General features: G+C 45.0%; 17 protein-coding genes and 1 tRNA gene. 13 read left to right on the plus strand and 5 right to left on the minus strand.

Annotation, left to right across the window (positions count from 1 at the left end):
- Positions 1 to 25 precede the first annotated feature (25 nt).
- The 4 genes from AC5SLM_RS00075 to AC5SLM_RS00090 are packed head-to-tail and all read left to right on the plus strand — an operon-like array spanning position 26 to position 1,747.
- A complete protein-coding gene (locus AC5SLM_RS00075) occupies positions 26 to 736 on the plus strand; it encodes a hypothetical protein (RefSeq protein WP_495248880.1) in 711 nt (236 codons plus the stop codon).
- 15 nt (positions 737 to 751) lie between these two features.
- Entirely contained in the window at positions 752 to 997 is a 246-nt protein-coding gene (locus AC5SLM_RS00080; RefSeq protein ID WP_495248881.1) for a hypothetical protein, read from the plus strand.
- A gap of 11 nt (positions 998 to 1,008) precedes the next feature.
- On the plus strand, positions 1,009 to 1,380 hold the full coding sequence (locus AC5SLM_RS00085) for a hypothetical protein (RefSeq protein ID WP_495248882.1): 372 nt from the start codon (positions 1,009 to 1,011) through the stop codon (positions 1,378 to 1,380).
- Positions 1,367 to 1,747, plus strand: a complete 381-nt coding sequence (locus AC5SLM_RS00090) for a topoisomerase C-terminal repeat-containing protein (protein ID WP_495248883.1) — start codon at positions 1,367 to 1,369, stop codon at positions 1,745 to 1,747. Before AC5SLM_RS00085 ends, AC5SLM_RS00090 begins: the two co-directional genes overlap by 14 nt.
- A gap of 585 nt (positions 1,748 to 2,332) precedes the next feature.
- On the opposite strand, the gene AC5SLM_RS00095 is transcribed toward AC5SLM_RS00090, so the two are convergent.
- The 3 genes from AC5SLM_RS00095 to AC5SLM_RS00105 form a co-directional block, all read right to left on the minus strand.
- Complete coding sequence (locus tag AC5SLM_RS00095) at positions 2,333 to 3,529, minus strand: tyrosine-type recombinase/integrase (RefSeq protein WP_495248884.1); 1,197 nt, start codon at positions 3,527 to 3,529, stop codon at positions 2,333 to 2,335.
- A gap of 174 nt (positions 3,530 to 3,703) precedes the next feature.
- Positions 3,704 to 3,790 (minus strand) — tRNA-Leu (locus AC5SLM_RS00100).
- A gap of 90 nt (positions 3,791 to 3,880) precedes the next feature.
- A complete protein-coding gene (locus AC5SLM_RS00105) occupies positions 3,881 to 4,159 on the minus strand; it encodes an HU family DNA-binding protein (RefSeq protein WP_495248885.1) in 279 nt (92 codons plus the stop codon).
- A gap of 164 nt (positions 4,160 to 4,323) precedes the next feature.
- On the opposite strand from AC5SLM_RS00105, the gene flgL reads away from it, so the two are divergent.
- The 3 genes from flgL to AC5SLM_RS00120 all read left to right on the plus strand — a co-directional run bounded on the left by flgL (position 4,324) and on the right by AC5SLM_RS00120 (position 12,032).
- Positions 4,324 to 6,699, plus strand: coding sequence for a flagellar hook-associated protein FlgL (gene flgL, locus AC5SLM_RS00110; RefSeq protein ID WP_495248886.1), 2,376 nt, complete (start codon positions 4,324 to 4,326; stop codon positions 6,697 to 6,699).
- 379 nt (positions 6,700 to 7,078) lie between these two features.
- Positions 7,079 to 8,938: a DNA translocase FtsK gene (locus AC5SLM_RS00115; RefSeq protein ID WP_495249385.1), complete on the plus strand. Its 1,860-nt coding sequence runs from the start codon at positions 7,079 to 7,081 to the stop codon at positions 8,936 to 8,938.
- A 22-nt stretch (positions 8,939 to 8,960) separates the two neighbouring features.
- Positions 8,961 to 12,032 carry an efflux RND transporter permease subunit gene (locus tag AC5SLM_RS00120; RefSeq protein WP_495248887.1) on the plus strand — a complete coding sequence of 1,024 codons (3,072 nt, stop codon included), beginning with the start codon at positions 8,961 to 8,963 and terminating at the stop codon, positions 12,030 to 12,032.
- Between the two features lie 37 nt (positions 12,033 to 12,069).
- On the opposite strand, the gene AC5SLM_RS00125 is transcribed toward AC5SLM_RS00120, so the two are convergent.
- Complete coding sequence (locus AC5SLM_RS00125; RefSeq protein WP_495248888.1) at positions 12,070 to 12,813, minus strand: slipin family protein; 744 nt, start codon at positions 12,811 to 12,813, stop codon at positions 12,070 to 12,072.
- Between the two features lie 2 nt (positions 12,814 to 12,815).
- A complete protein-coding gene (locus AC5SLM_RS00130) occupies positions 12,816 to 14,093 on the minus strand; it encodes an NfeD family protein (protein ID WP_495248889.1) in 1,278 nt (425 codons plus the stop codon).
- A 220-nt stretch (positions 14,094 to 14,313) separates the two neighbouring features.
- Here AC5SLM_RS00130 and ovoA point away from each other — a divergent pair, with 220 nt between their 5' ends.
- The 6 genes from ovoA (at position 14,314) to AC5SLM_RS00160 (ending at position 21,648) form a co-directional block, all read left to right on the plus strand.
- A complete protein-coding gene (ovoA, locus tag AC5SLM_RS00135; protein WP_495248890.1) occupies positions 14,314 to 16,380 on the plus strand; it encodes a 5-histidylcysteine sulfoxide synthase in 2,067 nt (688 codons plus the stop codon).
- Positions 16,381 to 16,764: 384 nt separating this feature from the next.
- Positions 16,765 to 17,745: an FRG domain-containing protein gene (locus tag AC5SLM_RS00140; RefSeq protein WP_495248891.1), complete on the plus strand. Its 981-nt coding sequence runs from the start codon at positions 16,765 to 16,767 to the stop codon at positions 17,743 to 17,745.
- Positions 17,746 to 17,991: 246 nt separating this feature from the next.
- Positions 17,992 to 18,531 carry a ClbS/DfsB family four-helix bundle protein gene (locus AC5SLM_RS00145; RefSeq protein WP_495248892.1) on the plus strand — a complete coding sequence of 180 codons (540 nt, stop codon included), beginning with the start codon at positions 17,992 to 17,994 and terminating at the stop codon, positions 18,529 to 18,531.
- Between the two features lie 103 nt (positions 18,532 to 18,634).
- Positions 18,635 to 19,204, plus strand: a complete 570-nt coding sequence (locus AC5SLM_RS00150) for a putative glycolipid-binding domain-containing protein (protein ID WP_495248893.1) — start codon at positions 18,635 to 18,637, stop codon at positions 19,202 to 19,204.
- 103 nt (positions 19,205 to 19,307) lie between these two features.
- Positions 19,308 to 19,577, plus strand: coding sequence for a hypothetical protein (locus tag AC5SLM_RS00155; protein ID WP_495248894.1), 270 nt, complete (start codon positions 19,308 to 19,310; stop codon positions 19,575 to 19,577).
- Between the two features lie 193 nt (positions 19,578 to 19,770).
- Positions 19,771 to 21,648: an ankyrin repeat domain-containing protein gene (locus tag AC5SLM_RS00160; protein ID WP_495248895.1), complete on the plus strand. Its 1,878-nt coding sequence runs from the start codon at positions 19,771 to 19,773 to the stop codon at positions 21,646 to 21,648.
- Positions 21,649 to 21,687: the final 39 nt, after the last annotated feature.

Genomic DNA, 21,687 nt, shown 5'->3' on the forward strand with positions numbered 1-21,687 from the left:
AAAATTCAAAAAAAAAGGATATGAGATGGATTATAGAGCAATACATAGTGCAAACAAGAGAAATGCTTTTTTGCACAGACAAAGCAAACGCACGATAAGAGCGAAAGATTTTAAAATTGAAAATCTTCTGAACGAATATGGCAATATCGACAGAACAGCAAAAACAGATAGTTTTGAAATTGGGATAGCAGATGAAAAAGGACAAAAGTTCTTAAGTGAAATTGGTGTCAGTCATTATAAAAAAAATAATGGTTTTGAAAAAGTCTATGGAAGAAATGGAAAAATACATTATGAACCAACTTTTTTAAAAACTACTTTTTTTTCCAAAGCAGAATTTGTTGAAAAATTACCAAAAAAGCGAAAAAAAGAGGCAATTGAAGTTTTTGGGGAGAAGGTTGTAAATTTCAAATTCGAGAAAATTACAATTTTCGATTATTTTGAAAAAACTAGAGCTAATTTTACAAGAGAAAACAAGAAAAGCATACTTGAGAAATACTCAATGAGCTACAAAACACACGACCTAAAAAAAGAGAATGCAAAAGTAAGTGATTCAAACTCACAATACTGGATTTTTCCACACAAGAGAAGAAAAAACGATTTTGTAATCGTTAGAAAAGCAAATCATTGGGGGGCTGTCGCGAGTTGTGAGTGGAATATAGATAAAGAAGACTTTAGCTACACATTTGGCGTTGCAAAGTTAGCTGATTTTGAAAGAATTGAACCCATCCTAATTTAAATAAAAGGAAAAAAAATGAAAAAGAGTAAAAAAGTTTTAGGGGTTTTGGGTGCGGTTGTGGTGCTTGGTTTAATCTTAATTGCAACAACCGGGGGTGAAAAAGAAGAGCGCTGGAAAGCGAGCGAACGAGTGAATTACTACAAATCGCAAGGACATGATCTTGATGCTGCGTGGGACTTGATGAACGAGGAATGGCGCAGAAAATTTAAGGCCGAAAACGACGCATTCAGAACGCACAACGCTAGAAGTTTCAACTACTGAAAGGAGAGAAAATGAAGAATAGAGTTTTTGTTTTTGCGCTAGCCCTTTTTTTGGGCTTTGGCGCTTTTTTGGCAGGTGCTGCTTCGTCTCACAATGGTGCGAAAGAAGAGCTCAAACAAGCTAGGCTCAAGCTTGAGCAAGACTTCAAGCTTGAGCTCGAACGACGGCTAAAAGTGGCGAAAATGGAGCAAGAAGCATTAAAAAGAGAGATAGAAGTTCGTAAACGTCACGGCGGCTGGACTGAGGCGGAATTGGGGCTTGTGTGGTTGGGCGAAAAATGCCCAGAATGGGCGGTTGACGCGATGGTTGAAGGCACAGCACCTTTGCGTTACAAATGCGTGTATCAAGTCGAGCAAAAAAGGAGAGAAAATGGAACTCACTGAAATCAAACGGCGCGGCGAAGAAGAGGCGCTTGGGTGGAGTTTCATCAACAAAAAAGGTGAAGAGTACGTTTTGTGGCGAAAGATTGTAGATCACTCTCTTAGCGAAGAGGAAGCGCTTGCGCTTGCAACTGGAAAGACGATAGAACTCAAGGGCTTGACGAGCAAAAAAGGCAATAAATTTGATGCTTTTGCTAGTTATTGCACGAAAGAAAAAAAAGTGATTCTTAGCTTCCCAGAGCGTGAAACTCCAGCAGCGCCAGCGCAGTCTGTGCAGGAAAAGAGCGTGGAAGATCGTGTTGCTGACTTTTTTCCAGTGGAAGACGCAGACGAATACGAAGATGACGGAGATGACGGGGATGAGCCTTAAGCTCTCCCCCTACTTTGCACGTAAAAACAAAAAGGAGACCCAAAAAATGCCTAGAGCAAAACACATATATCCACCAAGAGGAAGTGTGCTAGATGCACACGTGGAAGAAGCACGATACATGATTAATTCTTGCGGGCGCTCAAGGCGCGCTGCTTGGATCCAGATCAACAAAAAATTAGAGAAGAAATTCACATACGACGGATTTTGTAAATGGTGGCGAAAATGGAGTGAAGAATAAAAAAGAAGCGGCGCGGGGTAACTAGCCCCACGCCTTGAGCTACATTAACTTGAGTATATAATATAACGCAAGCATAACATAACCGACTATTGCAATGAGTTCTAGGCTCATTATGGCATTACCTCCTTTCTCGGTAATCCCACCCCAAGCCCGAAATAGCCAAAAAAAAAGCCCCATGCCTCATAAGAGACACAGGGCACCTTGAAAGGGGGCACGGCGGTAGTTAAGCGCCTTGCCACAATTTAACCTAGAATTGCAATAGTCTGTTTGCAGTTCGTTGACCTGCACGGATGGCGAAACTGCAAAGTAGTGAATTATCTCGATTTAGAACTTAAAAAGTGTTGAATTCACAAGCCATCTAACCAATCCGCCCACCACTGTACCAGGGCTTTTTTTTCTTCGAAATATTTCATTTTATTGCTTCTATTGTAAGCAGCTTTAACTTTATTTTGCTCTGCATGGGCAAGGCAAGCTTCAATTATATCGCTAAAAAAACCATGTTCTGATATTTTTTCGTGTGCTATCGTAGAAAACATTGATCTAAAACCGTGACTAGTCATTTTATCTTTCCAGCCCATCCTTAGAATTGCGTAATTGAGAGTATTTTCACTCATGGTCTTGGTATTCGTGATTGCACTTGGAAAAACGTATTTGCTTCGCTCAAAAGAATAGGGCTTAATTGTATTAATTACGCCAAGTGCTTGTTTTGAAAGAGGCAGTATAAAATCCTGCTTCATTTTCATTTTTTTTGCAGGAATATCTAAAAATCCTTTTTCAAAGTTAACTTCATTCCACTCAAGATAGCGAAGATTATAAGGCCGCAGAAAAACAAAAGGGGCAAGTTTGAGGGCAAAAATAGTGCTAATATCAGCGCGCGAGTCACGTTCAAATATTTTAATATCATCCATCAGACTTTTAATGTCTTTCTCGTTTGTGAGCGCGGCCACGTGACGGACTTCTTTTCTCTTTAATGCGCTTCGCTTATCTATGTCACCCACGATATTATGTTCAACGTATCCATAGGTAACTGCATACTTGTAAATTCTCTCTATATTGTTCAGTATGCGCGAAGTAAGTTCAAATATTTCTTTCTGCTGCATTGCGCCCACAATATTTAAAATATCAAGACGTGTTATCTCTTTAATATCTGTATTTCCAATTGCAGGAAAAACGTGCTGCACTAATCTACTTCGTGTTTTTGCTAAAGTTATAGCGCTCCACTCGCTTTCCATTATGTTTAACCATTTCTCAGCGATAGCTTCAAATGAGTTTAGGATTGGGTTTTTCGCTAAGGCAGGGTTAATTCCATCCTTTAGTCGTTCTTTGGCCTGGATTGCTTTTTCGCGTGCCTCTTTGAGTGTTGTGCTAGGGTAGGTGCCCAGAGAGATTGATTGGCGCTTATCGGCAAAACGATAATCAAAACGAAAAAATTTTGTACCGCTTGGACGAATCACGAGGTAAAGATTGTTTCCATCACTTAGCTTAACGACTTTGTCTTGTGCTTTTGCTTTGCGTATCGCGGTATCAGTGAGTGGTGTAGTCATTTTTGGCATTTTGACGGTACTCGCTTTTTAAGAATTGTTCAGTACCGTCAATAGTACCGTTAAAATTTTGAGATTTAGCTAAATAGCATGATATAAGTTGAGACAGGGTGAGACAGTCAAAGTTCGATTTGATGGACGTTTTGAAGCGATTTAAGACTTTAAGAAACAAGGAGGTGGTACCTGAGGGCGGACTCGAACCGCCACGACATCACTGCCACTGGATTTTGAATCCAGCGTGTCTACCAATTTCACCACTCAGGCGTTTTAAAAAGAGAAGAGAATAGTACAAAAAAAAAGCTTAAGGCTTTGTAAAAAACCCTAAGCTTTAGAAAAAAATTAACAATTTAGAGATTATTTGCCTGCTACTGAATCTTTCAGTTTTTTTCCTACTTTAAATTTGACAGCCTTGCTTGCAGGAACATCAACAACTTTGTCAGTTCCTGGTACGCGAGCTTTGCGTGCAGCACGAGTTGCAGTACTAAATGTTCCAAAACCGATAAAGCTTACGCTTTTGTCAGCAACAAGTGCATCACCGATTGTCTCAAGTGCGGCATCAATTGCCTTTTGAGTATCTTTTTTTGAAAGCCCTGCTTTCTCTGAAACCGCCTGAATAAATTCAGCTTTCTTCATTAGCCATCCTTTAATGAGTTGTAATTCGGGCATTGTACAATGTTTTTTTGGAAAACACAATAATATTTTCAAAAAAATAGTAAAGAAATATACCGTATCGTCGATGTTTGACACAGTGGAATCAAAATTGCTTATTACCTATAAAGAAAAACAGGAGACGTTTCATGCGTATTACAAACCAACTCTTTTTCAATAACAACCTCGGCAACTACCAAAACAGCATGAAAGGGATGTATGATACCAATCAGCAACTCGCCAGTGGACTAAAAATCCAATACAGTTTCCAAGATACGGGAATCTACGTTGATGCTATGCGTTTAGATTATGAAGCCAACACCTTGGCTCAAGTGAAACAAACTAGCGCCAAAGCGCAAACCTTTGCTAACAACACAGACAAAGCCTTTAACCAGTTTGCCAGTTCCCTCGACCAGTTTAAAATCAAACTGACCCAAGCGGCCAATGATGGGGCCATGTCCCAAACAAGCCGTGAAGCAATTGCCAATGAACTAGAAGCCATTAAAACCAGTCTTATGAGCATTGCTAATACGTCCATTAATGGTACGTTTTTATTCTCTGGAAGTGCTACAAACATTAAGCCAATTAGCGCGGACGGTTCTTACAATGGCAATGGTGAATCTCTTAGCGCCCTTGTGGGCTCACAAGTAGAGCTTGCTTATAACATTGATGGGCAATCGCTCTTTTTGGGATCAAGCGGGGACTACAGCAAGAAAGTCTCTAGTAATATGCCTATGTTTAACTTGACGCAACTTTATCCAGCCGTTATGCAGGGCAACGAAGGCGAAATCTCAACCCAGGCGTACCTCAAATCCACCGATACGATTCGCGATATGGTGGGCGATACGGACGCCGATACTACCAATGACCCCAATACTGTCTTTTACCTCTCCGGGGTTAATAGCTACGGTGAGTCATTTGAAACAAAAATAGAAATGACAAGCGATGCCTCGGTGGAGGATTTTTTAGAACGCATTGGCCACGCCTATGGCAACACTTCAACCAATAAACTCGTTGATGTTTCCTTGAACGATTATGGTCAAGTCGAAGTAACAGATTTAAGAAAAGGAAGCAACCAACTTGAGTTTCATGTTTTTGGCGCCATTGATCGCAGCGCAGCTGCGGGTACGGCGGGCAATGCAGACGTGACTGATTTGGATTCTTTATTTGCCAACCCTGATGTGGATGTGGTGGAATTTATGCGCAGCGATTTTGGTGCTAATGCGAGCCTTAGTACTGTTGCGTCTAGGGAAGATTTTTCGCGACCTGGCATTTATAAAATGGGCACACCCCTCACTCTAGAAGATGGAAGCAATGCCAAAGCTACCACGAGCCTTGATGCACTTTTCCCTTCTAATGTTGACCATATTATGGTGGGAGCGACCCAAGTTGATGTCGCTGGCAACACCGTCCAAGACGTACTTAATGCTATTGAACTTGAAGCGGGACTTCCTGCTGGAAGTGCACGCATTGAAAATGGGCAAATTCTTGTGGAAGATGCTACAGGCACGTTCTCGCTCACCATGACTGCTCAAAACGCCGCCAATGTGGATGTGGCAGGGTTTAAAACCTTTGATGGGGCTAATTTTGAGCGCCGCGGTTTTGAACTTGATGGCAACCAACTCTCTGGCAATATTTCTCAAATCATAAGCGAAACGGGTGCATACGCCGTTGCAAGCACAAAACTTTCTGAAGCTTCTAGCACAGGAACGGTTGAGGGAACGACGTTTGTATTGGACGTCGTGGACATTTATGGCAATGTGCGAAAGGTGGAGATTGACCTAGCAAGCCCCCAAAGCACCTTTAGCGTTGACATGGACAACGATGGGGTTATGGATAACACGTATGCCATTTTTAATGGAAATGGTGCAGATACGGCGGCCGATGATGTGACGTACCGACAATTGATGGATATCGTAGGGATGGTAACAGCCGATGTATACCCTGCAACGGCTGATGCTGCGGGATATAACACCGCCATCACCAATTACCGCAACCGTGTTGATGTGAGTTTGGACTACCAAGGGCAGATGCAAATAGTAGATAAAACAAGTTCTGTTTCGCAAATGCGTTTAAGCATGTACGATGCAAATGCCGATGATTTTGGCGCGGCAAGTGCACTGAATTTTATGTCTAATAATGCCATCGTGATTGATGCGCCTTCTTTGGATATTTTTAAAGACCTAGATGCCATGATTGAAGCCGTGCGCAATGGAACCTATCGTGCCGATGGAACAAATGGCGATCGAAATCCGGGGATTCAAAACTCCCTTGAGCGCCTTGACCACATTATGGACCATTTTACAAGGCAGCACACAAAAATCGGCTCTTTATCTAATGCTTTGGAAAATTCTAAAGATCGAGCAACGCTTTTGGAGGTAAATGTTAAGTCTGTTAAGTCCGAAATTATTGATGCAGACTATGGCGCAACCATGATGCAATTTCAACAATACACCCTTGCTTATCAGGCCATGCTTTCGGCGGTTTCGCAAATCAATAAGCTCTCTTTGGTAAATTACATGTAAACTAAGTGAGGGGTTGGTATACTCTAGGTTTTGATTTACATGTAAAGGATTGACGATCTTACGCGAAATACTCTTCATTTTATCGGTAGCATTTTTAGTCTATTTTGGTATTGCAACACTCGTAAGCGAAGCCGCTTTTGTGGGCTCTTTTGGCCGAGGATTAGGGCTTTTAAACCAAGAACTTTTTGGGTACCTTGGGTTTGTGTATCCGTTTTTATTAATCATCCCTGCCTTTGTCGCGTACCGCCTCCAAAACCTTAGTGCTAGGGTTGCTGAAATCACCCTCTCAACACTGTTATTGTTTGCCAATTTTCTTATTTTTCAAGCTACGGTTGTGCACGATGCCTTGCGCGGTGAGATTGGGTTTGCCATCGTTGAGATGCTCCAAACCTTTATTGGCACCTTTGGCGTGTGGGTGTTTATCGTCATGGTGTTTGTGCTTTCGTTGGTGATTTTGTTAGATTCAAGTTTCGATGTTTTTGTAAAACTTTTTAAACGTAAAGCTTCCTCTTTGATGCAAGACCTTCCCAGGCCGTCGTTCTCTTCGGAAAAAAAAACACCACCACCGGTTAAAGCAACACCAATATTTGTGCCAGAACCAATAAAAGAATTCTCTTCCAAGCCGCGTATTTTAGACGAAGAAACTCCTTTTATTGTCGAGGAAGAAGTGCTTAGTGTTTCGCTAGAACCCCAAGAAGTATCCCAAGAACCACTCCAAGAAACCGCCATGGAGCTGCCCGTGCACCACGGCGGGGTTGAAATCCTTAATGAACTCGAAGAAAACAAAAAACTCCTCGAAGAAATCGAAAAAGGGGAGCAAGAAAAGCCCAAGGATTTTAAACTTCCTTCTTTAAAGTTTCTTGCCGACCCGCCCAAAAAAGGGTTGCAAATCAGCGAGGCGGAAATCGACCAAAAGATTTCTGATTTGCTCGATAAACTGCGTCGCTTTAAGATAGACGGCGATGTGGTGCGCACCTACACAGGCCCTGTGGTCACGACCTTTGAGTTTCGTCCTGCGCCGCACATCAAAGTCTCAAAGATTTTAACCTTGCAAGATGACCTTGCTATGGCGCTTAAAGCCCAAACCATCCGCATCCAAGCGCCTGTACCGGGTAAAGATGTGGTGGGCATTGAGATTCCCAACAAGCACATTGACACCATTTACCTCAAAGACATTTTAGAAAGTGACGTGTTTAAGACCTCTTCTTCGCCACTGACCATTGCGCTAGGGAAAGACATCGTGGGTAATCCTTTTGTAACGGACTTGAAGCGCTTACCCCACTTGCTCATCGCGGGAACCACGGGAAGTGGGAAGAGTGTGGGGATTAACTCCATGTTGCTTTCGTTGTTGTATCGCAACTCTCCTGATACCCTGCGCCTCTTGATGATTGACCCAAAGATGCTTGAATTTTCCATGTACAATGGCATTCCTCACTTGCTTACCCCAGTTATCACCCAAGCCAAGCAAGCGGTGACGGCACTGGCTAACATGGTCATGGAGATGGAGCGACGCTATCAAATCATGAGCCGAACCAAAACCAAAAACATCGAAGGTTACAACGAAAAGTGCAAGCGGGAAGGCAAGCCGCAATTGCCCTTCATTTTGGTGATTATCGATGAGTTGGCGGATTTGATGATGACAAGTGGAAAGGATGTGGAGTTTTACATCGCCCGTTTGGCGCAAATGGCGCGCGCGAGCGGGATTCACCTCATTGTAGCCACCCAGCGCCCTTCGGTGGATGTGGTCACAGGACTCATTAAGGCCAATTTGCCCTCACGCATTAGCTATAAAGTAGGGCAAAAGATTGACAGTAAGGTCATTTTGGACTCCATGGGGGCCGAATCGTTACTAGGGCGCGGGGACTTGCTCTTTACGCCTCCTTCTTCCCCTGGGCTTATCCGCCTCCACGCGCCATTTGCCAGTGAAAAAGAGATTGAGACGGTGGTGGAGTACCTTAAAACCCAACGTGAAACCCAGTATGACCAAAGCTTTTTGAAAGAAAGTGGTTCGGAAACTGGCGGCGCGGGAGGGGAATTTAGGCCAGAAGATGGGGACATTGATGAGTTGTTTGATGAAGCCAAGAACATCGTTTTGAGTGAGCAAAAAACCTCCATCAGTTACATTCAACGTCGCCTTCAGATTGGCTATAATCGTGCTGCGCGGATTATTGAACAGCTTGAAAACATGGGCGTTCTCTCGGCGCCAAATAACAAGGGCCAACGCGAGATTCTTGATTAAGCTTTACATGTAAAGGACGCGTGTGCATCTTATTATTGAATTTTTTATTGGCCGTCCTAGGCTAAATTATCTCCTTTTTTTCTTTTTGATTTTATCTGGCATCGTGGCTTACATGACCATGCCCAAAGAAATCTTTCCGCCGTTAGCACTTGATAAGATCTCCATCACGGGGTTTTATTCGGGTGCTAGCCCCAATGCCCTTGATAAAATGGCGGTTTCTCGGATTGAGGATGAGATTAGCAATGTCTCTGGGATGCGTTCCGTGGAATCCACCATCGCTTCTGGGCGTTTTTCTATGGTGATTGAGCTAGAAGAGAGTGCCGATAAAAACGACGTTCTTCAAAAGGTTAAAGACGGCATTGCGCGGGTGCGCCCTGATTTGCCCGCTGATATGGACGAGCCCAACGCGACACTCTTTGCCTTTTCGATTCCCCTCATTCTTGTCAACATCAGCTCCGACACCCTTAGCATCGATGCGTTGGTGGAGATTGCCAAGGCATTTAAATCAGACCTTTCTCAGATTGAAAACCTGACCAACTTGCAAATTTACGGTGAGGGTGAGCGCGTGATTGAGATTGCCCTTGATACACGTAAGCTCGAAGCTTATGGGCTTTCTTCCGCCTCAGTAGCAACAGCTATTGGGCGCATTTCTTCTATTTTTCCCATCGGAAAACTAGAAGAAACTGGCGGCAAACACGCGTTTATTTCGACCCATAATGGCAAAGAACCCCACGAACTGCTTCGCACCTTGCTTCGGATTGATGGAAAAACATTGCACCTTGGCGAGGTGGCGACCATCGAAAAGCATTACACCCAAACCGACACCCTCTCTTCCTTTGAAGGCAGACGTTCACTGAGTGTGAACGTGGCAAAAACCGAAGAGGGTAACGCTATGGCGCTGGCAAAGCGGGTCAAAGAGCGGGTCAACGAACTGGCGAGTCGCTACCCTGAAGTGACCGTTGGAACGTTTTCTGACACTTCCGTGTACATCGAAAACCGCCTCAATACAGTGGTTTCCAACATCCTTTTTGGGCTTATCTTGGTTGGTTTGGTGATGCACCTGCTTGTCAACCACCGCATTTCATTGGTGGTGATTATTGGGGTGCCTACTTCCTTTATCATTGCACTTTTATTCATGGACATGGGAGGGTACAGCATCAATATGATGACCCTTTTGGGTGCGCTCATTGCCATTGGGGTAATTGTGGATGATGCGATTATCGTGGCGGAGAACATCCAACGTCACATTGAAGAGGGGATGGAGCCAAAACAAGCGGCGATTGTGGGGACTAAAGAAGTCGTTACTCCGGTGCTAGCCGCGTCCTTTACGACGATTTTTGCTTTTTTGCCCATGCTGATTATGAGCGGTGAGATGGGACAATTTATCAAGCTCATTCCCATTGCCATTAGCGTTCTTATCTTGGCTTCATTGGTTGAATCGTTCATCTTTTTGCCCATTCACGCTTCCCATTTATTGCGAGCACGCGACAAGCAAGTGGACTGGTCGCGGGCGATGGAGGCTTACATCAATGTTGTGCGTAAACTCATCAAATACCGCAAAACTACCTTGTTTACCTTTTGGATTTTGGTTCCTGCGTTGATTGTTGGGGGATTTGCGCTGAGTAAGTTTAAAATCTTTCCAGAGTTTGATGGCGACCAAATGAACATTAGTTGCAAGCTTCCTGTGGAAACCACCCTAGAAGAAACCCATGAAATTGCTAGGGCTCTTGAGGCGGAGGTTTTGCGCTTAAGGGAGAAGTATTTTATTGAAAATGTGACGGTGATTTCGGGCTTTCGCATGAATGCCAAGGGAGAGGGGGAAGAGGGGAATAACTTGTTTCACCTTTTTGTGGATTTGAAGCGGGCCAAGCCTGATAATATCGTCTCCAAGTACATCACACCCCTTCTTTCTTTTGATCTTAAAAGCATGCACTACGAGCGTACGTTCAAGTCTTATGACATTGAAGAAGAGTTACGAGAAGAACTTGCGGCGTTCATGGCACAGTATGAAACGGTAAATTTTGAAGTCAAAGGGCCAAACGCAGGCGTGGTGAGCATGCCTATTGAGCTTTTTGTGTACGCAGTGCAAGACGAAGATGCTCAGGCGGCTATTGCGCGCATTAAAGAGGCGCTAGGGAAGATTAAAGGAACCAATACCATTGGCGATGATGCAGCCCTTGGCGCACCAGAAATCAAGCTCAAAGTAACCTCTTATGGGGAGATGTTGGGGGTGGATGAGGGAACCCTTGCACGGGTTTTGGGCGAATACTTTTTAGAATCCTCCCGCGCCAAAGGCTTTGACAAAGAGGGCTATTTGGATGTAATTTTAAAGGAAAAAAACCACAATTCCCTAGAGCGGCTGTACGGTTTTATGCTGAATTTGGACTCGGGAAAACAAGTGGCATTGCGGGATGTGGTTGAGTTTATTGAAGTGGAAAATTACGAAAAAGTCTTTAAAAAAGACGGTAAAAAACGGTGGATGGTTTTTAGCAATGTGGCGAGCGATGTGACCCCTACTGAGGTGTTAAAAGCCCTCAAGCCCACCCTTGATGCCATCGCCAATGAAGGTGTGGTGAGCGTGGGATTTGGGGGAGAAAAAGAACAAAACGACCAGCTTGTCCGCGAAATGAGCATGGCGAGTGCTATTGCGTTGTTTTTGATTTTTGTAGTGCTTTTGGTGATGTTTGATTCGTACCGTTTGGCGTTTATTATCCTCTCCGTCGTCCCTTTCTCCCTGCTTGGAGTGGTGGCAGGCCATGCACTCATGGGGATGGATTTGTCCATGCCTTCCATGATTGGCGCTTTGGGGTTGGCGGGCGTGGTGATTAATGATGGGATTATTATGCTTGATTTTATCCGCAAGACCACAACCCTTGAAGCACTTTTGGCGCGTGCTAAATTGCGCCTTCGCCCCATTGTCTTAACGTCCATCACTACCCTTGTGGGACTCTCTACGCTCATCTTTTTCCCCTCAGGCCAAGCGGTCATCTTGCAACCCTTGGCGGTTTCGTTGGGCTTTGGATTGTTGTGGGGAACCTTTTTAAATCTTGTCTATTTGCCCACGCTCTACGCGTTCGTTACTAAGGCCAAATAGCCCTTACATGTAAAGGGTTTACATGTAAGGGAAAATGTTAGGATTTTGGAGGAACGAGTAGCTTGCCTAAGTCGCTTGAAAAAGGAAAGACGATGGTGTTGGTTTTATCCCCAGAAATGTCGTTGAGGGTTTGCAAGTAGCGCAACTGCAAAGCTTGGGGGTTTTGGGCTAGGATGTTGGCCGCTTCTAGGAGATTTTGACTCGCTTCAAGTTCGCCTTTGGAGTTGATGACTTTAGCGCGGCGTTGGCGTTCGGCCTCGGCTTGTTTGGCGATGGCGCGAACCATGCTCTCATCAAGGTCGATGTGTTTAATCTCTACATTGGAGATTTTAATCCCCCATGTGTCGGTTTGTTTGTCCAAAATCTGCTGAATGTCGTGATTGAGCTTTTCTCGTTCGGCGAGCATCTCATCTAGCTCATGGCCGCCCAATACAGAACGCAGAGTGGTTTGGGCCAGTTGCGACGTAGCGGCACTAAAATCTTCCACCTGAATCACTGCTTTTTCGGGGTCAATGACGCGGTAGTACACCACCGCATTGACCCGCACAGAAACGTTGTCGTGAGAGATGACATCTTGGGAAGGAACATCCAACACTACCGTACGCAAGTCCATCTTTTGGATTTTTTGAATCACAGGAACGACCAAGATAAGCCCCGGACCTTTGACGCCCGTGAAACGCCCAAGGGTGAACATAACCCCGCGCTCGTATTCTTGTAAGACGCGAATGGAAGCCGCAACAATCATGAGGACAATCATTGCAATATAAAGTGTAGTAATCATTTTTACTCCTTTGGATGGATGGGTTTAAGCGTAAGCTTGAGGCCTTTGAAGCCCGTAATTTCAACGCGTTGGTGCAGGGTGAGTGGCTCATGAGACTTGCCCGTCCAAAGCTCGCCGTGGGATTCTACCAGGTAGCCATCTTCTGTGATTTTGACCACTTTGGCTTCTTGTCCGATGAGCGTTTCTGTGCCCGTGGTGGCTTTGATGGAGCGGGAACTTAGTGCCATTTGCATCACGTAGACGAAAAAAGTCACCGACACCAACGCCACCGCAACGATGAGAGGGATGGAGATGCTGTTGCCAAGGGTTTGCGCGTCAAAGAGGAGCACGGAGCCCAAGCTAAAGGCGAGAATCCCTGCAATGCCAAAAATACCAAAACCGGTGACAAAAACCTCGCCAATCATCAGTGCAACACCAAGACCAATAAGCGCCAATCCCGTATAGTTAAAGGGCAAAAGGTTAAAAGCGTACAAGGCTAAAAGCCCACTGATGAGCCCGACAAGCCCAGGCAAAATAGCACCGGGATTTAGCAGTTCAAAAAAGATGCCATACATGGCTAAAAGCATGAGTAGGTACGCAAAAGTAGGGTTGGAGATGATGGATAAAAAGGCGGTTTTAAAATCAGGCTCAAGGCGTTCAAGCAGCACATCGGCAGTTTCAAGGGTGCGGGTTGTGGTGGCATTGAGCTGAACGCTAGTGCCATGCAAAGCAACCAAAAGAGCCGGGATATCTTCGGCAACAAGGTCGATGACACCTAATTCAAGAGCGGTATTTGCAGAGATGCTAGCCCCGTCTTTAACGGCTTTTTGGGCCCATTCGCTGTTGCGCCCGCGAAGTTCGGCGAGGCTTTGAAGGTACGCGCTTGCATCGGCAAGCACCTTTTTTTCCATAGCACTAGGGAGCGCGTCTTCTGAAGAGACCAAAGAAACGGGCGTGGCAGCACCAACGTTTGTTCCTGGCGCCATGGCTGCTACGTGAGAAGCGTAGAGTAAGTACGTTCCCGCACTCGCGGCGCGCGCACCCTTGGGCGAAACATAGACCACCACAGGAAGGGGCGCGTTGGTGATTTCTTGCACCATTTCTCTTGTGGATTCAAGCAGTCCCCCTGGCGTGTCGAGTTCTACGATAATCAAAGACGCGTGAGTGGTGTTGGCGTGGGCAAAGGCATGCTGCAAGTGGGCAACACTCGCAGGAGAAATGGCGCCTTGAATGCTTACATGTAAGACAGAAGAAGCCAACGCAATCGTGGCAAAAAGAAGTAACCCAAATAGATGTCGCATCGTTCCCTCCTTGGGCAACGTTGACTGGCTTTGGCGTCAGTGCAAATAACAGGGTACAGCGTACGGAAAGTTTTGTCAAGGGAGCCAACAAGGGCCCATGGATTGGCCAAGTTAGAGGGTTTTTAAAACTTAAACATGCATAAAAAGGAAATAAAACCGTCATTTCTTAACCCCTTTTTATTTTAAAAATACGCTACAATCCAACAAAAAAAGGAAGGTTATGTCTATTACACTTCAGGGCCACGATGTCGCCCAAAAACGCCAAGAGATTTTAGAGTACTTTTACCGCACTTTTGACACCGACGAAGCCTTGTACGGGTTGCTAAAAAACGATGAGGGTTTTTTAAAACAACCCAATCACTTGCGCCACCCGCTCCTCTTTTACTACGGACACACGGCGACGTTTTATGTGAATAAATTTCTCTTAGCAGGGCTTTTGAAAGAGCGACTCAATGAGCATTTTGAGTCCATCTTTGCCATCGGGGTGGATGAGATGAGTTGGGATGATTTAAACAGCGCCAACTACGCATGGCCCAGCGTGGAAGAGGTGCGCGCGTACCGCCAGCAGGTGCGGGAAGTGGTAGGCGGCATCATTGAGCGGTTGGAGTTTACCCTGCCCATCACGCCAAATTCTCCCATGTGGGCGGTGCTCATGGGGATTGAGCATCAAAATATTCACATCGAGACAAGTTCGGTGCTGTTTCGAGAGCTAAACCTAGCGCACCTTAACGAAGGGGTGTTTTTAGCACCTATGGAAGAGGGCGAGGGCGAAGCGCCGCAGAACAACCTCTTACATGTAAAGGGTGGAGCGTTTACACTTGGGGAGGATTGGGATGCGCCAACGCATTACGGGTGGGATAACGAATTTGGCACCCATGAAGTGGAGCTAGTGGATTTTGAAGCCAGCCAATACCTTGTGAGCAATGGCGAATTTAAGGCGTTTGTGGAGACGGGTGCGTACGAAAGTGGGGAGTATTTTTCCCAAGAGGGCAAGGCGTATCTAGGCTTTACCAAGGCTAAAGCGCCCAAGTTTTGGCGCAACAAAGGCGGCGCGTGGGTGTTGCGGCAGATTAGCCGTGAGATTGCCCTGCCCCTTGACCATCCTGTGGAGGTGAGCTTTTACGAAGCGGAAGCGTTTTGTGCGTGGAAAAGCGCGTGCCTTGGAAAAGAGGTGCGCTTGCCAAGTGAAGATGAGTACTACGCCCTAGCGCGCTTCACGCACGCCTTTTCTAAAGAGGCCAATGTGGGGCTCAAAAAAGGCTCGGCGGTGTCGGTTAAAGCCCATGAATTTGGGGATTTTTACGACGTGCGGGGCAATGTGTGGCAGTGGAGCATCACGCCTATCTACCCCTATGAGGGGTTCAAAACGCACCCGTGGTACGATGACTTTACGGTACCGACCTTCGATGACCGCCATGCACTCATCAAGGGCGGGAGTTTTGTGAGCCTTGGCAACGAAACCCTGCCCAGCGCGCGGTACGCCTTTCGCAAGCATTTTTACCAACACGCGGGCTTTCGCTACGTGCATTCGGCCAATCCTGCGCCCACGCACCTAAACACCAATATTTACGAAACCGACGCACTGCTTTCTCAGTACTGCGACATGCACTATGGAAATGAGCATTTTGGGGTGGCAAACTTCCCAAAACACGTGGTGGAGTTGCTCTTGCCTTATGCCAAAGCGCGCGGAAAGGCCTTGGATTTGGGCTGTTCGGTAGGGCGGGCGAGCTTTGAACTGGCCAAGCATTTTGACGCGGTGGAGGGGATAGATTTCTCGGCTAATTTCATCCGCGTGGGCGTGGCGCTTCAGCAAAAAGGCACGCTAACGTACAACGTGCCCACCGAGGGAGAATTGCGCACGAGTGTACATATAAACCTACAAGAGCTTGGCTTTGAAAAAGAGGCGCAAAAAGTCGGGTTTTTTCAAGGGGATGCGTGCAACCTCAAGCCCCATTTTAGCGGCTACGACCTCGTGCTGTGCAGCAATCTCATCGACCGTTTACGCACTCCGCAACTCTTCCTGGAATCCATCGGCGAACGGCTCAACGAGAACGGCCTTTTGGTGCTTGTCTCGCCTTATTCGTGGAACGAAGCCTACACCCCAAAAGAGGCGTGGCTAGGGGGATTTTACCGCGAGGGCAGGGCAGTACACACCCTAGAAAACCTCCAGACCATCCTTAAAGACTGGAGTTTGTTAGGCTGTCACGAAGTCCCCTTCGTCATCCAAGAAACCGCCCGCAAATTTCAACACACCCTCTCTCAAATGAGTGTGTGGAAAAAGGGGTAGGGGGTTTACATGTAAAGCCCCAAAGGTTTTTGGGTGCTTTACATGTAAGGATGTTTTGGCGGCAATAAACCTTAAGTTTGAATGTGGTAGGATTTTTGGGTTTAAGGGTGTGGAAAAAAGGACTGTTTGGTTTAAAAAGTAGCCTGTCCCCATTTTCTGCAAATTCCAATACATGTACTCCCTAATGAATGTATGGAGGAAGGGATAGAGGGCTTACATGTAAAGCCCTAAAGGTTTTTGGGTGCTTTGCATGTAAGGGTGTTACTGGTGGCAATGAATCCTAAGTTTGGATGTGGTAGGATTTTGGGGTTTAAGGGAGGTGAAAGGTGGAAACTGTCCCCGTTTTTCGTCTTGGTGTATTTAGCCGTTATAGCAAGGAAAATTATGCACTACAAATCATTTTCAGTAAGAGAAATGAATACGGCAGAAGAACTGTGGGAAGCGCTAAGTCCAACCAGAGAAATTATTGCCCAGCCATGCAATTTAATTTTTAGAGGGCAAGCAAATGCTAATTGGGGGCTAATACCATCTGTGCTCCGCTCCGATTCATCTAATCTAGCTGGTCGAGTTTGGGGCGCGGGAGTAAAAGCGGAAGAGCAAATTTTTACTGAAGTTAGGTTGCTTGAGGAGTTTGCTGATTTTTGTGATCAAATTGGAATAAGAATACCTAATGACTCAATTGAGTTTAGAAAGAGCGCTTTACGTTTCGACAATCAAGATAGTTTTTATAAAAATCCCACTCTTTGGCCGAATGAAAAACTACTTGAGGTTATGGCTCTTGCGCAGCACCACGGTGTTCCAACTAGGCTGCTAGATTGGACGAAACAACCTTATGTGAGCGCCTATTTCGCTGCAAGTGGCGCGCTTTCAAACCATTTGAAATGGGATGCAGGCGAAAAGCTCGCAATATGGGTTTTAAATATAGAGCAAATAAATTTATATCGCACCGTTAAAATTCTGAAAATTCCGGGCTCAGTTACCCCTCATCTTTCCGCTCAATCCGGGCTATTTACAGTACATCCTCATAATGGTTTAAGAGGGGGTGAATTTGAAGTGCGTGGCCTTGAAGAGGAATTTGCAACTCTGCCGAATAGCCCACTTTTAAAAATCACCTTGCCAGTAGAACAAAGTTGTAGGTTGTTGGAATTGTGTGCAAAAGCCAGTTTCACGGGGGCTACTATATATCCTAGTGCGGACGGTGCTGGCAAGGCGGTAATGGACAGCATGAATATTTGGGCATATCAAAAGCTACAACAAAGCAATCAAGCGGAGGCAGGTTACTTCAAATCCCATTTATGCCTAAAATGCTTACATGCAAAGGTGGTTTTATGGGGCCAGAAGTTTATTACTCATCTCTTGGCCTAAATGGCTTTTTAAAGTTGTTTATGGAGCTTGGCTGTATCATCAGGCACTTAGAGTTTGACCAACCCCCAGAGGCGCATGCTTATTTGGTGGTAGAAAAAGCCTAATAAATGCTCCAAAAAAACAGCCAACGCGTGGCAGTTTAGCCCAAGCAAACATTTGTGTTTACGGTTCCTATGGTTACGTTCAGTAATTTTGCATTGCCTGTCCCTTGGGCGGGTGTTAGTACCAATAAAGGAAAAATCTAAAATGCCAAGACCACAAAATAAAGAGCAACTGCTAGAAGAAGCAAATGCCAATTTTGAAAAACTATGGAAATTGATTGAATCCATGCCCGAAGAGGCGTTAAATACTGAATTTGATTTTTCAGATGATTTGAAAAAGAAAGAGGCGCATTGGGGGCGTGATAAAAATCTTCGAGATGTATTGATTCATCTTTACGAATGGCACCAGTTGCTTTTAAAGTGGATTAAATCTAATAGAAATGGAAATAAAGCAGATTTTCTTCCCCAGCCCTACACATGGAAAACATACGGAGAGATGAATATTAAATTTTGGGAAATGCATCAAGAAACCAAGCTTGAAAATGCCAAAAATATGATTAAAGAAAGTCATCAAAATGTACTATCTTTAATAGAAACTTTTTCCAATGAAGAACTTTTTACTAAACAATACTTTGATTGGACGGGTACAACTACACTAGGAAGTTATTGTGTATCAGCTCTATCAAGTCATTATGATTGGGCGACGAAAAAAAATCGTGCACACATAAAGAAAGTATCTAAATAATATTTATATGTGCTAACAAATCAGTAAAACAGTTGCGCCAAGAGTTGGTTTTGCTGTTGTTGATGCTGGAATTCCAGTGGCGCAAGCTAGGAGGATTAACCCCATGAAAACAACAACCGCTTTTTGGCGCCCGTGGAGTGATCCGGGGCTAGAGCATTTGCAAATAACCCATACTAGCAGTGGCATTATTGCCAAGGGGGTTATCGTGAGGATTTTAAATGCGACTGGCTTTCACGCTACCTATCAAATCACTGCCGATGCCCATTGGCGGTTTCGCAGTGTAGATTTGACCGTTTGTACCGACCATACACGCCGCCTTTTCTTAGCCACCGATGGCGAAGGAAATTGGCAAGATGAAAAGGGCGATGCGTTGCCGCAACTGCAAGGGTGTTTTGAAATCGACATATCCGCTACGCCGTTTACAAACACACTCGCCATTGGCCGCTTGAATTTAGAGGTCGGAAAATCCGAAGCAATAACAACAGCTTACATTCGTCTTCCGCAGATGAGCGTCCAAGCCGTGCCTCAACGCTACACAGCCCTAGCGTGGGACAAAGACAAGAGTGCTTATCGATACGAGGGGTTGTTTCGGGATTTTACAGCCGTGCTTCCTGTGGATAAAGACCTTTTAGTTGTGGACTACCCAGAAACGTTTCATCGCGTTTTTCCTTAGGGGTTTTTAGGCTTTACATGTAAGGCTTTTATGATAAGCGGAGATGATGTTTTTTAGAACATTGTTTTGAGTAGAAAGCTAAATAAACTTTATGGAGAAAACAATGAAATACAACAGTGAAGAGCTAGAACTTCTAGAGATGATTGAAAACGATGAAATGAAATCTGTAGCATTTGACAATGATGCGATAAAAGCGATGGCAGGGGACACGCTCGACTATCTCAAGCAGAAAAAACAGATTAGCATCAACATAAAGCAGTCGGATTTGGACTTTATCAAACAAAGGGCAAATGACATAGGCATTTCGTATCAAAACATCATCCAAGCCTTGATACATAACTACACTACAGGAAAACTCAAACTGCGCGTGTAAAGCCTGTTTTGCTTTAAAAAGTAGCCTCACTCCTCCTTTTTCTTGAGTTACATGTAACGATTCTAACAAAAGCACAACAAAAAAAGTTATTTAAAATACTAATCCTCATTTTCTGCGGTGGCCCGATTGGGAGATTGCATTTTCGCTATACTTGCTTAAAAAAAATGAATATTTTTATTTCCAAGGAAAGCAGATGAGGAGAAATCCCCTTTTTTATTTATGTGCCACTTTAGTGTTTGCCTATATCGCGGCGACTCCACTTTTAGCAAAAGACCGCCCTGCGCTTTTTCAGGCCATCTCCAACAACAAAATCGATACTGCAAATGCGTTGATAAACAGTGGCGCGGATGTAAATGTGGTTTATGACAAAAAAACGCCACTGTGCGAAGCACTTCTGCGCAAAAACTACGCTATAGCAACGCGCATCATTCACGCGCCAAGCGTTGCGGTAGATAAAAGGTGTATCACGATTGACCGAAATTATGATGAGTGGGAGCGCACACCGTTGATTATCGCGGTGCAAGAGGGTCAGGTAGAACTCGTTGACCTTTTGCTAGAAAAAGGTGCCGACATCAACGGAAGAGATAAGATAAATGATGAGCCACTTTCCAATGGAAATACCCCCTTGATGTACGCCGCTGGATTTGATAAAATCGAGCTGGTTTCGCGCCTTTTGAACAATCCTAAAAAACCAGACGTTAATGCTAGAAACAAACGGGGCAAAAGAGCCTTGTGGTACGCTTCAGAAAATGAAAATCTCGACATAGTGAAAACCCTCTTTGCCTATGGCGCAAAGATAAACATAGCAGATAGCGCAGGTGCTTCCATATTGACCACGACTATTGAACACAAACAGTATGATGTTTTGGATTTTCTTGTCGCCAAGGGCGCGGACATCAACCATGCAGACAAGATAGGCCATACGCCGCTTATGGCAGCTATTGGTGCTGAGGATAGTACGCTAAGGTATGTCGAAAAATTCTTAAGTTTCAAGCCAAAACTAAATGATATTCCCCAAGAAGATGCGGCGTTACATGTAGCAACGCATATGCGTTCGGTTGGCGTGATAAAACTCTTGCTAGACAATGGGGCGCAGATAGACATCGCCACTTCTTCTGCTAAACGCACTGCACTCCACAACGCCGCCATTTCAAAAAACAAGGATGTGGCAGAGTATCTTATCAAGCGGGGAGCCAAAATGGAAATCCCCGATAGCGCGGGCCACACTCCTTTGATGGGGGCTACCGTACAAGCCGACCCTGAGATGGTGCAACTTCTCATCAAAAGCGGGGCGGCTGTTGATGTACGACCTTCTTCAAATATCTTGCTAACGCCTTTGGTGGCGGCCGCGGCTAATATTGACCCTTTTAAGCACAAAGATTACATCTCTATCATCAAAACTTTGCTGGACAATAAAGCAGATGTTAACTTTCAAGCTGGAAATGGAAGAACAGCACTCATCGCAGCGGCTCAAAGCTCCGATTACGCGCAAGCTTATGAAAAAGCGGAGTTGTTGATTGCAAAAGGTGCCAATCTAGACATCGTCAATGACAAAGGAGAGACGGCACTCATGCTTGCTAGCGGTACTGGCAACGGCAAGCTAGTAAAGCTTCTTGTCCAGAGCGGCGCTGATGTCAATGTAAAAAATGGCGCGGGAGAGTCTGCGGTGAATTATGCAAACCGTCAAAACAATCAAGCCATAAGCACAACACTTGTTGAAAAAGGGGCAAAAACAGAGGCGCCCAACATCAAGCAACACGTAACGCTAAGTTCGCTTGTCGGCACGTGGGAAGGCTATCAAGATGACCTTCCTCAAGCTGTGTATAAAATCGTTTTGGGCAAAGACAGCACTTATGATTTTGCTTCTAGGCTAACACCCCAAATCCTGAAAAATTTCCCCGCAGGTTCTATGAACCCAGTCATCGCGGCGCATAAAGGTAACTACACCATCAATAACGACATCCTCATCTTGTACCCAACGGGCATAGCACCTGTCTCGATGCACTGGAAGCTAGAGAAAAACACATTGGTACTTGACAACAAAATCAGATTGAAAAAGCCTTACATGTAAAGCCTTGAAATTTCTAGGCGCTTTTAGTTGTTACTCCAC

This window comes from Sulfurospirillum sp. HTRB-L1, assembly GCF_059415125.1.

Bases quoted from the DNA above. Each gene is read 5' to 3' on its own strand.
- AC5SLM_RS00130 (WP_495248889.1), bottom strand. From the start codon at position 14,093: ATGCGACATCTATTTGGGTTACTTCTTTTTGCCACGATTGCGTTGGCT.
- AC5SLM_RS00145 (WP_495248892.1), top strand. From the start codon at position 17,992: ATGCCAAGACCACAAAATAAAGAGCAACTGCTAGAAGAAGCAAATGCC.
- flgL (WP_495248886.1), top strand. From the start codon at position 4,324: ATGCGTATTACAAACCAACTCTTTTTCAATAACAACCTCGGCAACTAC.
- AC5SLM_RS00125 (WP_495248888.1), bottom strand. From the start codon at position 12,813: ATGATTACTACACTTTATATTGCAATGATTGTCCTCATGATTGTTGCG.
- AC5SLM_RS00095 (WP_495248884.1), bottom strand. From the start codon at position 3,529: ATGACTACACCACTCACTGATACCGCGATACGCAAAGCAAAAGCACAA.
- AC5SLM_RS00105 (WP_495248885.1), bottom strand. From the start codon at position 4,159: ATGAAGAAAGCTGAATTTATTCAGGCGGTTTCAGAGAAAGCAGGGCTT.
- AC5SLM_RS00075 (WP_495248880.1), top strand. From the start codon at position 26: ATGGATTATAGAGCAATACATAGTGCAAACAAGAGAAATGCTTTTTTG.
- ovoA (WP_495248890.1), top strand. From the start codon at position 14,314: ATGTCTATTACACTTCAGGGCCACGATGTCGCCCAAAAACGCCAAGAG.
- AC5SLM_RS00080 (WP_495248881.1), top strand. From the start codon at position 752: ATGAAAAAGAGTAAAAAAGTTTTAGGGGTTTTGGGTGCGGTTGTGGTG.
- AC5SLM_RS00115 (WP_495249385.1), top strand. From the start codon at position 7,079: ATGCTCCAAACCTTTATTGGCACCTTTGGCGTGTGGGTGTTTATCGTC.
- AC5SLM_RS00150 (WP_495248893.1), top strand. From the start codon at position 18,635: ATGAAAACAACAACCGCTTTTTGGCGCCCGTGGAGTGATCCGGGGCTA.
- AC5SLM_RS00140 (WP_495248891.1), top strand. From the start codon at position 16,765: ATGCACTACAAATCATTTTCAGTAAGAGAAATGAATACGGCAGAAGAA.
- AC5SLM_RS00160 (WP_495248895.1), top strand. From the start codon at position 19,771: ATGAGGAGAAATCCCCTTTTTTATTTATGTGCCACTTTAGTGTTTGCC.
- AC5SLM_RS00085 (WP_495248882.1), top strand. From the start codon at position 1,009: ATGAAGAATAGAGTTTTTGTTTTTGCGCTAGCCCTTTTTTTGGGCTTT.
- AC5SLM_RS00155 (WP_495248894.1), top strand. From the start codon at position 19,308: ATGAAATACAACAGTGAAGAGCTAGAACTTCTAGAGATGATTGAAAAC.
- AC5SLM_RS00090 (WP_495248883.1), top strand. From the start codon at position 1,367: ATGGAACTCACTGAAATCAAACGGCGCGGCGAAGAAGAGGCGCTTGGG.